This window comes from Arthrobacter sp. KKT183 (assembly GCF_055657625.1).
In genome coordinates this window covers 705,135-718,868 of record NZ_CM145770.1, presented here as the reverse complement: position 1 = coordinate 718,868, position 13,734 = coordinate 705,135, and the positions used below count along the sequence as shown (strand labels likewise).

Sequence of the window (13,734 nt, the reverse complement as noted above, 5' to 3'; positions counted from 1 at the left end):
ATGTATTCCACGCTACCCACTTGCCAGAACGCAGGCCAAGGGCAGCTCCGCGCGTTCGTCATCGGAAAACGGACCCGGTCACGACGCAGCAGGGCACGGGACCAAGAGGCCCGTGCCCTGCTGTTTCCTGCGGGAACTGCTAGTTGAAGACAGGCTCGCCCTCGCGGGTGAGCTGCCAGTTCTCCGCGAAGAAGTTCGTCGGGTCGATCGCGCCCTGGGCAATCAGGTAGTCGATGAGTAGCTGCCGGATCTCGGTCTGTTGGTTCACGAGCACCGGCGCCGTGGCGATATGCGGGAAGTTGCCTCCGCCGGACTGCCGGTAGTTGTTCGTAGCCACAGCGAAGCGCTGCGCGGGATCGATCGGTGCGCCGTCATAGCTGAGGTTCACGATGCGCTCCCCCACGGGCTTGCTGATGTCGATGCTGTAGGAGACGCCGGACATCATGTCGTAGTTGTAGTCCGGAGTGCCGTCCGCGTTGGTCAGCGTTGCAGGATCAACCGGAGCGCCTGGTGCGGTCTGGTTGAAGTACTTCGCCGAGTACTCGAGGTAGTCCTTGATCTGCGCACCGGTCATCTCGACACCGAAGAGCGTGTTCGGGAAGACGTACAGTCCGGCCATATCCCGGATCGTCACGGGACCCTCAGGAATGACAGCCGCCCGGTTGAACGGTGCAACGATGGACAGGACCGGAAGGTCCGCGTTGGCGGTACCCTCAAGTGCCCGGTCCACGGCGTCCGCCTGCACCTTGTTCACGAAGTCCATGACGGCGGTGTCCCTGTAGCGGGACTCTGCAGCGGACATGGTCTCCGTGGCGGTACCGATCGCAGTGTTCACATAGTCGACGACCTGCCGGTGCTGGTCGGCGACCAGCGCTGAAATCTCCGGATCAGCCTCAACAGTGTTGGCGTTCAACAGCTCCGAGTTCGCGGAAACAACGTCCCACTGCCCGCGAACCTTGACCAGCTCGAAGTCCATGACGGAGAGGCGCTGCCCCCACTGCTTGGGCTCGGTGAGGAGCACCTGCTCGCCGGTCTCCTTGTTGGTGATGAAGCGCTCGGCGATCTCGCGGTGTTCGTGGCCGGCGAGGATCGCGTCGATCCCCGGCACTTCCTCGGCGATCAGCGTCGAAGCGTTTTCAACCGGCAGGCTGTCGCCGTAGGACGAGGTGCCCGACGGCCCGGAGTGGGAACTGACAACAACGACGTCGGCGCCCGCTGCCTTCATCTCGGGAACGTACTTTTCTGCCTGCTCAACCATGTCGAGGAAGCGCAGTTCCCCCTCGACGTTGTTCTTGTCCCAGATGGCGCTGCCCGGCGTGGTGAGGCCAAGAATGCCAACGCGAATGGGCTTCTGTCCCTTCAGCTTGACCGTCTCGATGACGTACGGAGTAAAGGCGTCCTCACCGGTCTCCCAGTCCTTCACGTTGGCGCCGAGGAGCGGGAAGTCGAGCTGCTCCTCATAAGCGCGCAGCAGCGGCATCCCGTAGTTGAACTCGTGGTTGCCGAGCGTGGTGGCGTCATAACCCAAAGCGTTCATGGCGGCAGCCATAGGGTGCAGCTCACCGGTCTCATCGATGGGCTCAACGTTGGCGTAGTAGTCCGTCAGTGCGGTGCCCTGGATGGTGTCGCCGTTGTCGATGAGGAGGGTGGACTCCTCACCGCGGTCCGCACGGACCTGCTTGACCAGGCTGGAAATCTTGGCGAGGCCGACATCGTTGGAGGCGGCGTCGTCGTACTCCGCGTTGGTGAAGTAGTCCCAGTTCTCAATGTAACCGTGGAGATCGCTGGTACCCATCACCGTGATGGTGGCCGTCTTGCCGTTGGAACCCTTGATGGTGGTATCGCCGGGTGCGGCGGTTGCTGCCGGTGCGAGCGTCAATGCTGCGGCACAGCTGAGCGCGACGGCCGTGATGGCACGGCGAGGCCCTCTGTTGAAAGTGTGGAACACGTGAAACCAACTCCCTGTCGTAATGCGGTGACAGCAGGCTACCCGTGACCGGTGACACTTTGGGAACATCGTGCCCTGATTCGGGTGAACAGGGCGTTGACATGGCCGGTGAAACGAGGACGATCAGAGGTACACCGGCTCAGCTACGGAGGACATTATGGCAGTCAAGGACCTGGCAACCAACGACGCCGGCGCACAGGTACCGTTCCAGGTTGAGTTGGTGCCCGATTCCGAAGACCCGGCCCTGCGCATTCCGGGCGCGGTTGCTGCTGCCGCTATTGCCCCCAATGCCGTGCTTGCGTTCATGACAGCCGACGACGACGCCTCCCCCTACAGCGACCCAGCCGCCTTGCGCACGGGAGACTCCGGCCAGACCTATACGGGTGTCGCGCAACCCGGCCCGGAGATCGACTTCGCCGGGTCCTTTGACGCGGGTTTCGCGGACGGCGGCGGCGAGTAAAGCCGCGGTTGAATCACACCGGACGGAGATGGCCGCCCCGCCCCTCGCTCGCACCGAGGGTTGCCAGCGACGCGACGTAGCCCAAGGCATGCACGGCGTCGGAACCGGCTCCGTCGGTCAGGGGCCGGAGCCTGGCGGCGTTGACATGCCCGGACAGTGCTCCCTGCAACTGAGCGAGGATCTCCAACCGGTTCAGGCCCTTTGACTGCAACCGCACGGCGGCTTCCCAGACCTGCGGCGGGTCGTTGTGCCACAACTGCGATATCACCAGCTCGCGCAGCGCGGCGTCCCATACGGGCGAGCCATCCGGTTCACCGCTCCGGGGATACTCCTTCTTCCCCACACCATGGAATTCCTTCAACTCACCGAGCACCAGCAGCCGCAGCTCGTCCGCCCTATTGGCGTTCAGCCGCGGATAATCTTCCGCACCGATCCGCGTGCCGAAGTAGGGCATGGCAAACTGCCGGCGCCCAATGGCATCCTGCACTTCCTCCATCGTGTCCATATCCAAGCCTTCGAGGAACGCCATGCCCGGTGACGTAAGCTCCTCACCGTCCTCAACCGTATCGGCCACCGAATCAAGGGTGGTCGCTGCTGCGTGCTGCACCAGGTCAATGGCCAGCGCCGGAAGCTGCTGACGTTTTCCACACCAAGCAATCCACTCCTCGAGGAACAGTGGAAGCGCCTCTCGCTCCTCGTCATCGAGCATCACCTTGCGCGGCAGGAACCAGCCGGCGAAGTTGCTGATTTTCGGAGGGCTGACGCGGAGGAGGCGGCCGTCGTCGTAATTGCGTCCGTACATCATTGCAAGCTCGGCGAGCCGGGCGAACTGCTCTTCCACGTCCCGGAGCGCGTGGTTGGCCGGGTCCTTCTGCAGATCCGCCAGGAACTCAGCGACCAGCCGTTCGTTCTCCGCTTCGTCCCTTTCGAACTGGGACAGTTCCTCGGCTTCAGTGGGGATACGGCGATCGGCCAGCCCGACGACGTCGCTACCCGGCAGCGCACGCAGCCGGCTGAGTGCCAGCGAACGGCTCGCTGCATACTCCGGCGCCAGGTCAGGATCGCTGGTGATGTCGGTGGCGTCGATCGCCGCGATGGCCATGGTCCGCACCTCGGTCAGCGATGCAGTCTCGATCTGCATCAGGCCTTCCATATGCACGGCGAACCGTTCCCGATCCTTGACGAGCTTGCGCGCGCTTTCGTCGAACGTCAGGCTGGTGGCGTAACCGCCCATGTGGTTGGTGTCGATCGTCATGGCCATGCCGTGCTTGCGGCGTGCGGTGCGGAACTCAATCACCAGTTCGATGGAGTCACCGAAAACATCCGTCAGCATCCACGCTTCCGTGGCCTCAAGCTTTCGCAGGGGTGCAAGCCACGCCGGCGGCGCGACGCCTGCATCCATCAGACGCTGCGCGGCCGCTGCGGCTTCCGCGTCAGCTGGTGGATCAGCGACTTGCGCAAGCGCCCACAGCATTCCAGCAGCTGCGGCATCCCGCTGGCGTTCGACGTACCGCACCCAGTCGCCGAACATCTCGGCATCAATTCCAGGACCCAGATTGGTGGTCTCATGCATGACGGAGTACAGCTCCGACGCAATCAGCTCACTGTGCAGGGAAGACGTATGGTCCGCCTCTGCTGCAAATAACGGAGCGACGGTGCGGTAGACGTCCGCGATGGGGTTGCTGGGCGGGCCGGTCCTGCGGTTCTTGTTCCTGGCCGCGGACTTGGGCTTGCGTGTACGGCTTTTCGGGCTCATCTTTCGATGATGCCATCTTTGCTCACGGCCGCTGATTCGATGGCGCTCTGCATCTCGTCCAAGGAATGCGGCTCTTGATCGGGTCGATGAAACACGCCTTCAAGCGACTTGAGCGACGCGCCGACCGGTTCCATCACGCATCGACCGTCCGGCATGAACCGGAAATCGATCCTGGAACCCTTGCCCGATGGCGAGCCGCTGACGCACCTCAAGCGGTATTGTCACCCGCCCGCTGCTGGAGACTCGTGCGGTTGTCATGACTCGAACTTACTGCCGATCCCATCGTCAGGGAACCGGCAGTAAGACCGAGCAATCAACCGGAACTCAGGCGTCGACGATGATGACCGTCACCACGGGCTTCCGCCGCAGCGACCGGTCGGACCAGCGGACCAGACCTTCGGCTATGGCACGCTCCGCGTCGGGGCCGGTCTTTTCGCCCTTAAGCTGAGCGAGCGTCTTCTCGACAATGTCGGTTGCCTTGTCCAGCTCGCCGTCCTTCGGAGCCCAGCCGACCGGGAAGAACTCGGGGTCCTCCTCCAGCTTTCCGGTGTCCGGGTTGACGATGGCCAGCACGGTCAGTGCACCGTCTTCGGCGAGGCGGATGCGGTCCTGCAGCGACTCCTCGGTGGCGGCGCCGGCCACCATGTTCTCGACGTACACGTAGTCGGCGGTGACCTTGCCGGTCACGCGGGCTACGCCGTCCTTGAGGTCAATGGTGGTGCCGTCCTCCACCACGAGGGCCTTCTTCGGATCCACGCCGGTCCGGATGGCCAGCTCAGCGTTGGCTTTCAGGTGGCGGTGCTCACCGTGCACCGGCATGACGTTGCGCGGGCGTACGAGGTTGTAGCAGTAGACCAGTTCACCGGCGCTGGCGTGGCCGGAGACGTGGACCTTCGCGTTGCCCTTGTGCACCACGTTGGCGCCGAGCTTGGTGAGGTCATTGATGAGCCGGTAGATCGAGGTCTCATTGCCCGGGATGAGCGAGCTTGCCAGCAGTACGGTGTCGCCCTGGGTCAGGTCGATCATGTGGTCCTGGCTGGCCATGCGCGCCAGGGCGGCCATGGGCTCACCCTGCGAACCGGTGCAGATGATGACGGCCTTTTTAGGGTCCATCTTGTCGAGTTCCTTGAAGTCCACCAGCGTGCCGCGCGGCACCGTCAGGTACCCGAGCTCCCGTGCGGTCTTCATGTTGCGGACCATGGAGCGGCCCACGAAGGCGACCTTCCGCCCGTACAGGTGTGCGGCGTCGATAACCTGCTGGATGCGGTGGATGTGGCTCGCGAAGCTGGAGACGATGATGCGGCGCGGAGCGGTGCGCATCACCTCGTCGATGGCCGGCGCCAGGTCCTGTTCGGAGATCTGGAAGCCGGGGACGTCGGCGTTGGTGGAGTCGGGCAGGAACAGGTCCACGCCTTCCTCGCCGAGGCGTGCAAAGCCGGCGAGGTCGGTGATGCGTCCGTCCAGCGGGAACTGGTCCATCTTGAAGTCGCCCGTGGCGAGGACCAGGCCGGCGGGAGTGCGGATGGCAACGGCCAGTCCGTCCGGAATGGAGTGGTTGACGGCGAGGAACTCGAGATCGAAGGGCCCGAACTTCTTGCAATCCCCCTCCTTGACCTGCACGGTCTTGGCGGTGATGCGGTGTTCCTGCAGCTTGGTCTTGATGAAGGCCAGGGTCAGCTTCGCCGAGATGATGGGGATGTCCGCGCGTTCGCGCAGCAGGTACGGAACGGCGCCGATGTGGTCTTCGTGTCCGTGCGTGAGAACCAGGCCGACGATGTCATCGAGGCGGTCCCGCAGGTAGGAGAAGTCGGGCAGGATGAGGTCCACGCCCGGGTGGTGTTCCTCGGGGAAGAGGACGCCGCAGTCGACGATCAGCAGTTTCCCGCCGAACTCGAACACGGTCATGTTGCGGCCGATCTCCTCCAGACCGCCCAGCGCGACGATGCGCATGGCGCCCCGGTCAAGCTTGGGTGGTGTCTGGCCTGCTCGTGGTGAGGAGTGGCGTGAAGTCCTGGTCATGGGATCCGATCTCTGTGACGGGCGGCAACCCGGAGCTCAAATACCGGCGGTAAGGTGCTTCGTGGCGGCAACGCCCTGCTGGGCCGTGAACCCGCACTGCATCAGCGACGGGGACGGCATTACTTTGTACCGACTTTATCAGCAGGACCGGGAAACTTCGGGCCCGGACGCCCCCGGCGTCGGCACGCCGCCGTAGTAGAAGCCGCAGTAGAAGCAGTGAAATGTTTCCCATCCCTGCGCCCCTGTAGATTACGACCATGCGCAGTTGGCCGTGGACGCTCCTGTTTCACGCCCTTTTTCTGCAGCTCGCAACCTACATAGTGCGCCCTGCCGCCGCCTACCGCGCGCTGGAACTGGGGCTGGAGCCGGCGTTCCTGGGACTCATCGCGGCGAGCTTCGCCGTTGTGCCGTTGCTGGTAGCAGCACTGGTGGGCAGGGCAACCGACCGCGGCAGGGAAGCTCCGGTCCTGGTGAGCGGCGCACTGATGATGGTGGCCGCTGCGCTGGGCCTCTTCCTCTGGTCTTCGACCCTCGCACTTCTGCTCTTCTGGAATGTGGTCCTTGGTCTCGGCCACCTTCTGAGCGTCGTCGGTCAGCAGAGCAGGGTGGCGCGGGGCGACCCAGCCAAACTCGATTCCGCCTTCGGCCTCTATACTTTCGCTGGATCAGCCGGACAAGTAGCGGGCCCGATGTTCATCGTTGCGTTCGGCGGCGGCCGGCTTGTTCCGGACACACAAGCTCTCTTCGGCGCATGTGCAGCTTCCAGCATCCTGATGCTCATCCTCACCGCCGGCCTGGTGCGCAGCAGACCGGCGTTCCGCCCTGCCGATTCCTCAGCCCCTGCCAACTTCAGGCAAGCCATTTCGAGCGCGGGACCGGACGCACGCCGCCAATTGCTGGGAGCCATGTTGGTGAGCATGATGGTCCTTGGGGCGGTGGACCTCATCGCCGTGTACCTACCCGCGCTGGGTGTGGAGCGCGGGATTCCAGCCGCCGCGGTTGGGCTCCTGCTCGCGCTCCGAGCCGTCGCCACGATGGCATCCCGGCTCTTCCTCGGCGCCATGGTCAGGAGCATCGGGCGTGCCGAGCTGATCGCCGCGTCAACAGCGTTGTCCGCGCTGACCGTGGGAGTGCTTGCCTTGCCGCTGCCCGTGCCGGCGATGGGTGCTGTGCTGGTGCTGGCCGGCGTCGCCCTCGGCATTGGACAGCCCCTCACGATGACGGTGATTTCGCTGGCGTCGCCTCCCGGTACGCGCGGTACCTGGCTAGCACTGCGGCTCAGCGCCAACCGGTTCGGTCAGTCGGCCATCCCTGCTGCGGTAGGACTGGTAGCCGCCGCTACCGGCGTCGGCGGTGTCTTTGGAGCGGCGGCCGGCGGGCTTGCGCTGGTTGCAGGAATGTCTTGGTGGCAATTACGACGGCGGGATGGTTGAGACGCGCTATCCCATACCGTTCGTGCAGGCCCTGGAATCGTTTCCGAATCGATGCCTGCCACCGTGTACAGGCATTTGCTTGGCTGATAGAACGGAAGGACCCGTGGAGTCAGGCTTAACGCAAAGAACAGGGATGATTTCAATGACGATTTCAAAATTCAGTTGGTCCAGGCACGCCAAGTCCGTCCGGTGGGGCGTCCCGCTGGCCGTCTCATTACTGGTATTGACCGGTTGTGGCGGTGACTCCGGAGGCGGGGGCGACTCGGCAGGCGGCGACGCCGCGGAGGAATACCCCACCGCGGCCATTGAGATCATGGCTCCCGCTGATCCCGGCGGCGGTTATGACCAGACGGCCCGTTCCATCGGCCGTGCTCTCGACGAGGGCGGGGTCATCGACACCGGCGCTGAGGTCTACAACGTGCCGGGCGCCTCAGGAACAGCGGGGCTCACCCAGTTTGTCGGCGAGAATGCCGGTGATCCGAACCAGCTCATGGTGATCGGAAAGATTCTTGTGGGGGCCATCGAGCAGACCGACTCACAGGTCAGCCTGGAGGACGTCACCCCCATCGCACGGCTGACCGCGGAGTACGACGCGATCGTGGTACCCGCCGATTCCGAGTACGAAACCCTCGAACAGCTCATGGACGCCTTCGAGGCGGATCCCGGCGCTGTCGCCTGGGGCGGCGGTTCAGTGGGCGGCGTGGACCAGATCCTCGTTGCGCAGCTCGCCGACGCCGTGGGGATCGACCCGGCGGAGATCAACTACATTCCGTACTCCGGTGGCGGCGAACTGACGCCGGCCATCCTGTCCGGAGACGTGACTGCGGCGGCGTCCGGGCTCGCGGAATTCCAGGACCAGATCGACGCCGGCGAAATGCGCCTCCTCGCAGTTTCCAGCGAGGAACCCATCGAAGGCATCGACGCTCCCACCATCATCGATGCCGGTTATGACGTGTCCATTGCCAACTGGCGCGGAGTCGTCGCTCCCCCGGAGATTTCCGATGAGCAGCGCGAGCAGGTTATCGCGATGATCGAGGAGATGCATGATACGCCCGAGTGGCAGGAAGCCCTGGAGACCAACAACTGGGAAGACTTCCTGCTGACCGGCGAGGAATTCAGTGAGTACATCGGATCCGAGAAAGAGAACATCACCAAGACACTGACGGACCTCGGAATCCTCGGCTGATGTCCGCTCCCGACTCCGGGTCTTCCCCGTCAGCCGGGCCGCACGGTGGATCGCATGCGGTCGCCAGGCCAGGGGCGGGGAAGCTCGGAATCCGGATCACCGCCGTCGTCATTCTTTTGGGTGCCGCGGTGGTGCTCTTCGACGCCATCCGGGTCTCCATCGATGGAGGCTTCGGCCCGCAGCAGCCCGGCTTTTTCCCCATAATCGTCGGAATCGGGTTGGTGTGTTTCGGGCTGGCCTTCCTGGTCCGTGCCACGCTGAAGCCTGACCGCGCTCTGGAGGAACAGGCTGCCGCGGAGCATACGGATACGCACTGGCGCACGCTGTGGATTGTGATTGTGGCGCTGGTGGCCTACGCAGCCCTGCTGAACACGTTGGGTTACCTGATTGCCACGACCATCTTCTTCGTAGGGATCGCCTGGGTAGCGGGAAGCCGCAAGGTGGTCCGCGACGTCATTATTGCGGTCTTGTTCTCAGCGGCCATCTACTTCGGCTTCACTGAACTGCTGGGCGTGCGGTTGCCCGGCGGACTACTGGAATCGGTGCTCTGAGCCATGGACGTTTTTGCTGACCTTCTGGGCGGTTTCGCCAACGCCCTCGAACCAACGTATTTGTTGTATGCGGCGATCGGCGTCACGGTCGGCACGCTGGTGGGAGTGCTTCCCGGCATCGGCCCGGCGCTGGCACTGGCTCTTCTGCTGCCGTTGACCTACGGCTTCGATCCCACCGGTGCCCTGATCATCTTCGCCGGAATCTACTACGGTTCCCTCTACGGCGGAGCAATTACGTCGATTCTGCTGAATACGCCGGGTGAGGCCGGGTCCGTGGCAACAGCTATCGACGGGTATCCGATGGCGAAGGCCGGCCGGGCCGGGCCTGCTCTTGCCACCGCCGTCATGGGGTCATTTGCCGCGGGCATCATTTCCACGCTGGGCCTTACTTTCCTGGCGCCGCTGGTAGCCAACCTGGCCAAGAGTTTCCAGGCCACCGACTACTTCGCGCTGATGGTGCTGGCGTTCGTGAGCGTCACCGCGCTCGTGGGCACCTCGATTATCCGCGGCATGGTGAGCCTCTTCGCCGGCCTGTTCGTGGGCCTGGTGGGGCTCGACTTCCTGACCGGGCAGCAGCGCTTCACCTTCGGTTCGACGGCGCTGCTGGGTGGGATTGACATCATCATTGTGGTGATCGGCCTGTTTGCCATCGGTGAGGCGCTGTACGGCCTGGCCCGGCTGCAGTACGCCAGGGAAGAACCGGTGGAGTTCTCCGGCCGGATCTGGCTGAACAAGGGCGAGCGCAAACGTGTCTGGAAACCGTGGATCCGCGGTGGCTTCCTCGGCTTCATCTTCGGCTCCATGCCCACGGGTGGTTCCGAAGTTCCCACATTCCTCAGCTACAACCTCGAGAAACGGCTCTCCAAACACAAGGAGGAGTTCGGCAAGGGCGCCATCGAAGGCGTGGCCGGGCCGGAAGCGGCCAACAACGCCTCCTTCTCCGGAGTGTTGGTGCCGCTGCTCACCCTCGGTATCCCGACGTCGGCCACTGCCGCGATCATTCTGAGCGCCTTCCAGATCTACAACATCCAGCCCGGTCCGCAACTGTTCGAGAATTCGCCGGACCTGGTCTGGACACTCATCGCGAGCCTGTTCATCGGCAATATCATGCTGCTGGTGATCAACCTTCCGCTGGTGAAGGTCTGGATCAAGATTCTCTCCATCCCCAAGGATCTGCTCTACACCGGCATTCTGGTGTTCGGCATCCTGGGCGTCTACAGCCTTTCCGGCAGCCTGACGGACCTGATGATCGTGTGCGCGATCGGCGTTGCCGGGTTCTTCATGCGGGTGTATGACTTCCCGGTTGCGCCCGCCGTCCTCGGTGCCATCCTTGGCCCGATGATGGAAACCCAGCTGCGCCGTGCCCTGTCGATCAGCCAGAACGATTTCTCGGTCTTCTTCACCCGCCCGCTGACGGTGGGGCTGCTGATTGCCGCCCTCGCGGTGCTGGTGCTTCCGACGGTGCTGCCGAAGATCCTGGGCAGGAGGAAGCGGGCCGAAGCGGCTGAGTCGACGGAGTGAGCTGCAGTCACTTCAGCCGCGCGAGCACCTCGGCCGCAAACTGGGCCGTAGTCGCGCTCCCCTTCAGGTCCGGCGTCGCAATCCCCTCGGCGAGCGCAGATTCGAAGGCCTTGGTCAGCGAGCGCGCAGCGTCGGCCTCCCCGAGGTGGTCCAGCATCATCGCCGCCGCCCAGAGCGCACCGACCGGGTTGGCGATCCCCTGCCCCGCGATGTCCGGAGCTGATCCATGCACCGGCTCGAACATCGAGGGGTATCGCCGCTCCGGGTTGAGGTTGGCGCTCGGAGCGATGCCGATGGACCCGGCGATACCGGCCACGAGGTCCGAGAGGATGTCCCCGAACAGGTTCGACGCGACGATGGTCCGGATGCTCGTCGGCTTCATGACCAGCCGCGCCGCCAGCGCATCAATGAGCACCTTTTCGACGACGGCGGGAAACTCCTTCACGGTCTCCGCCACCACTTCGTCCCAGAACGGCATGGTGTGGATGATGCCGTTGGACTTGGTCGCTGACACGAGTTGACCGCCGCGTTCGGTCGCCAGGTTAGCGGCGTAGCGCGCTGCCCGGGCGATGCCTTTCTTGGTGAAGACGCTCTCCTGGACGGCGAACTCACCGTCCGTCCCGGAGCCGAACCTGCCGCCGATCTGCGAGTACTCCCCCTCGACGTTCTCGCGCACCACCACGATGTCCAGGTCCCCGATGCCGGGCATGGCGCCGGTGACACCGGGGAGCAGCCGCATGGGGCGGAGGTTGATGTACTGGTCGAACTCGCGGCGGATGGGGATGAGCAGTCCCCAGAGGGTGACGTTGTCGGGCACGTCCGGCGTTCCTACCGCGCCGAGGTAGATGCCGTCACCGTCGCTCAGTTGCTCAATGCCGTCGACCGGCATCATGCGGCCGGTGCTGCGGTAGAGGTCGCTGTTCCAGTCGCAGATGCGCCACTGAACCGAGAAGTCGTAGCGCTCGGCAACGGCGTCGACGCACTGCATCGCCACCTCGGTGACATCGACGCCGATGCCGTCGCCGGGGATCGAATCGATGACGTAGCTGCGGCTCATGGGTCTCCTCCTGCGTGGGTCTGGGATGAGCATACGTCGCCACGGAACTGGTCCAGACGATGCCAAATGGACTAACACGACTGTTTTGTGAGACTCTTCACAGGTTTTGGTGTGGTGCGCGCCACTGGGTCTACCGCCCCCGCGCAGCACCAACCGCATACCCACGCTCTTCCTTGGAGGGAACCCACACACATGAGCGGTGTCTTGTCAGCCATCAATGGCGTTATCTGGAGCGACTGGCTTGTCTATCTATGCCTCGCTACCGGCGTTTATTTTTCAATCCGTTCGCGCTTCCTGCAGGTGCGGCACGTCAAGGGAATGGTCCACCAGATTGTCCGGGGCGAGAAGTCCGACTCCGGCGTCTCCTCGTTCCAGGCCCTGGCCATGTCCCTGTCCGGCCGTGTCGGCACCGGCAATGTCGCCGGCGTCGCCACCGCCATCGCCTTCGGCGGACCGGGTGCCCTGTTCTGGATGTGGGTAGTCGCCTTCCTGGGCGCGTCCACGTCGTTCGTCGAGTGCACCCTGGGCCAGATCTACAAGACGCGCGACCCGCTGACCGGCGAGTACCGCGGCGGCCCGGCCTACTACTTTTCCCGCGCTTTCGCCCACACCAAGGGTGCCGGGTTCTTCAAGGTCTACGGCTACATCTTCGCCGCCGTGACTGTGCTGGCCGCGGGCGTCCTTATGCCGGGCGTGCAGGCCAACTCGATGGCCACCGCGATTGGCGGCGCCTGGACGATCCCGCCGCTGGTTGTCGCTGTCGGCTCGGTCATCCTCCTGGCACTGGTCATTGTCGGCGGCGTGAAGCGCATCGCCAGCGTCGCCGCGTTTGTGGTGCCGTTCATGGCCGTCGCCTACATCCTGCTTGCCCTGATCGTCGTTTTCGTGAACGCAGCCCAGCTGCCCGAGATCCTGGCTCTGGTGTTCCGCAGTGCGTTCGGTATGGATTCGGCTCTCGGCGCCGTCGTCGGCCTGGCCGTGATGTGGGGCGTCAAGCGCGGCGTCTACTCGAACGAGGCCGGCCAGGGAACCGGTCCGCACGCTGCGGCTGCCGCTGAGGTGTCGCACCCGGCGAAGCAGGGCCTCGTCCAGGCGTTCGCGGTGTACATCGACACGCTGTTCGTGTGCTCGGCCACCGGCTTCCTGATCCTCTCGACCGGCGCGTACCGCGTCTTCTCCGGAGGTACCGAGGACGGCGAGGTGCTCGTCGAGGGTGGCCTGCTGTCAGCGACGGCGATCGTCGGGCCGCAGTTTGTGCAGACCGGATTCGACTCCGTCTTCCCCGGGTTCGGCGCCGCGTTCATCGCGATCACGCTGATCTTCTTCTGCCTGACCACGGTCATCGCCTACTACTACATGGCGGAGACCAACCTGCGCTTCCTCGTGGGCAACTCATCGCACAGGGTGATTCCGGTCCTCGGGGCCAGCGTCGGTCGGGTGACCACCGTTGCCCTGCAGGTGGCGATCCTCATCGCCGTCGCCTACGGCTGCGTGAACACTGCGGCTGATGCGTGGGCGATGGGCGACATCGGCGTCGGCCTCATGGCCTGGCTGAACATCATCGGCATCCTGGTCCTGCAGAAGCCGGCATTCCAGGCACTCAAGGACTTCGAGCGGCAGCAGAAGCTCGGGCTCGATCCGGTCTTCGACCCGAAGTCGCTGGGTATTGTCGGGGCCACGTTCTGGGAGTCCTACCAGCCCGCCGGCCGGGACAAGGACAACCGGGAGAAGGAATCGGCCCGGAGCTAGCCCTCCCCTGGTCAACTGAATACCGCGCGGGCGCCTCTTCCTGGAAGAGGCGCC

The 13,734-nt window shown here is 64.2% G+C and carries 10 protein-coding genes; 6 read left to right on the top strand and 4 right to left on the bottom strand.

The features are described 5' to 3' along the window. Positions 1–139 precede the first annotated feature (139 nt). Complete coding sequence (locus ACZ2GY_RS03525; protein WP_471673017.1) at positions 140–1,948, bottom strand: bifunctional metallophosphatase/5'-nucleotidase; 1,809 nt, start codon at positions 1,946–1,948, stop codon at positions 140–142. A 157-nt stretch (positions 1,949–2,105) separates the two neighbouring features. On the opposite strand from ACZ2GY_RS03525, the gene ACZ2GY_RS03520 reads away from it, so the two are divergent. After that, the gene (locus ACZ2GY_RS03520; protein ID WP_471673016.1) at positions 2,106–2,408 is read left to right on the top strand and encodes a hypothetical protein; all 303 of its coding nucleotides are present in this window, start codon (positions 2,106–2,108) and stop codon (positions 2,406–2,408) included. 13 nt (positions 2,409–2,421) lie between these two features. On the opposite strand, the gene ACZ2GY_RS03515 is transcribed toward ACZ2GY_RS03520, so the two are convergent. Together ACZ2GY_RS03515 and ACZ2GY_RS03510 are read right to left on the bottom strand one after the other, a co-directional pair. Beyond that, complete coding sequence (locus tag ACZ2GY_RS03515) at positions 2,422–4,164, bottom strand: hypothetical protein (protein WP_471673015.1); 1,743 nt, start codon at positions 4,162–4,164, stop codon at positions 2,422–2,424. Between the two features lie 324 nt (positions 4,165–4,488). Then, complete coding sequence (locus ACZ2GY_RS03510) at positions 4,489–6,183, bottom strand: ribonuclease J (RefSeq protein ID WP_471673014.1); 1,695 nt, start codon at positions 6,181–6,183, stop codon at positions 4,489–4,491. A gap of 257 nt (positions 6,184–6,440) precedes the next feature. Between ACZ2GY_RS03510 and ACZ2GY_RS03505 the strand changes: the two genes are divergently transcribed. From ACZ2GY_RS03505 to ACZ2GY_RS03490, 4 genes are all read left to right on the top strand, one after another. Next, complete coding sequence (locus tag ACZ2GY_RS03505; RefSeq protein ID WP_471673013.1) at positions 6,441–7,616, top strand: MFS transporter; 1,176 nt, start codon at positions 6,441–6,443, stop codon at positions 7,614–7,616. 142 nt (positions 7,617–7,758) lie between these two features. Beyond that, positions 7,759–8,802 (top strand): Bug family tripartite tricarboxylate transporter substrate binding protein, encoded by a 1,044-nt coding sequence (locus ACZ2GY_RS03500; protein ID WP_471673012.1) that lies wholly within the window; start codon positions 7,759–7,761, stop codon positions 8,800–8,802. Then, positions 8,802–9,353 (top strand): tripartite tricarboxylate transporter TctB family protein, encoded by a 552-nt coding sequence (locus ACZ2GY_RS03495; protein ID WP_471673011.1) that lies wholly within the window; start codon positions 8,802–8,804, stop codon positions 9,351–9,353. The genes ACZ2GY_RS03500 and ACZ2GY_RS03495 overlap by 1 nt, the downstream gene beginning before the upstream one ends. A gap of 3 nt (positions 9,354–9,356) precedes the next feature. Then, on the top strand, positions 9,357–10,874 hold the full coding sequence (locus ACZ2GY_RS03490; protein ID WP_471673010.1) for a tripartite tricarboxylate transporter permease: 1,518 nt from the start codon (positions 9,357–9,359) through the stop codon (positions 10,872–10,874). A gap of 7 nt (positions 10,875–10,881) precedes the next feature. Here the strand turns inward: ACZ2GY_RS03490 and ACZ2GY_RS03485 are convergent, their stop codons facing one another. Further along, entirely contained in the window at positions 10,882–11,931 is a 1,050-nt protein-coding gene (locus ACZ2GY_RS03485) for a tartrate dehydrogenase (protein ID WP_471673009.1), read from the bottom strand. 192 nt (positions 11,932–12,123) lie between these two features. Here ACZ2GY_RS03485 and ACZ2GY_RS03480 point away from each other — a divergent pair, with 192 nt between their 5' ends. Beyond that, the gene (locus ACZ2GY_RS03480) at positions 12,124–13,680 is read left to right on the top strand and encodes an alanine/glycine:cation symporter family protein (protein ID WP_471673008.1); all 1,557 of its coding nucleotides are present in this window, start codon (positions 12,124–12,126) and stop codon (positions 13,678–13,680) included. Positions 13,681–13,734 lie beyond the last annotated feature (54 nt).

Coding starts and splice junctions, on each gene's coding strand:
- ACZ2GY_RS03520 (WP_471673016.1), top strand. CDS start 2,106: ATGGCAGTCAAGGACCTGGCAACCAACGACGCCGGCGCACAGGTACCG.
- ACZ2GY_RS03515 (WP_471673015.1), bottom strand. CDS start 4,164: ATGAGCCCGAAAAGCCGTACACGCAAGCCCAAGTCCGCGGCCAGGAAC.
- ACZ2GY_RS03510 (WP_471673014.1), bottom strand. CDS start 6,183: ATGACCAGGACTTCACGCCACTCCTCACCACGAGCAGGCCAGACACCA.
- ACZ2GY_RS03505 (WP_471673013.1), top strand. CDS start 6,441: ATGCGCAGTTGGCCGTGGACGCTCCTGTTTCACGCCCTTTTTCTGCAG.
- ACZ2GY_RS03500 (WP_471673012.1), top strand. CDS start 7,759: ATGACGATTTCAAAATTCAGTTGGTCCAGGCACGCCAAGTCCGTCCGG.
- ACZ2GY_RS03495 (WP_471673011.1), top strand. CDS start 8,802: ATGTCCGCTCCCGACTCCGGGTCTTCCCCGTCAGCCGGGCCGCACGGT.
- ACZ2GY_RS03490 (WP_471673010.1), top strand. CDS start 9,357: ATGGACGTTTTTGCTGACCTTCTGGGCGGTTTCGCCAACGCCCTCGAA.
- ACZ2GY_RS03485 (WP_471673009.1), bottom strand. CDS start 11,931: ATGAGCCGCAGCTACGTCATCGATTCGATCCCCGGCGACGGCATCGGC.
- ACZ2GY_RS03480 (WP_471673008.1), top strand. CDS start 12,124: ATGAGCGGTGTCTTGTCAGCCATCAATGGCGTTATCTGGAGCGACTGG.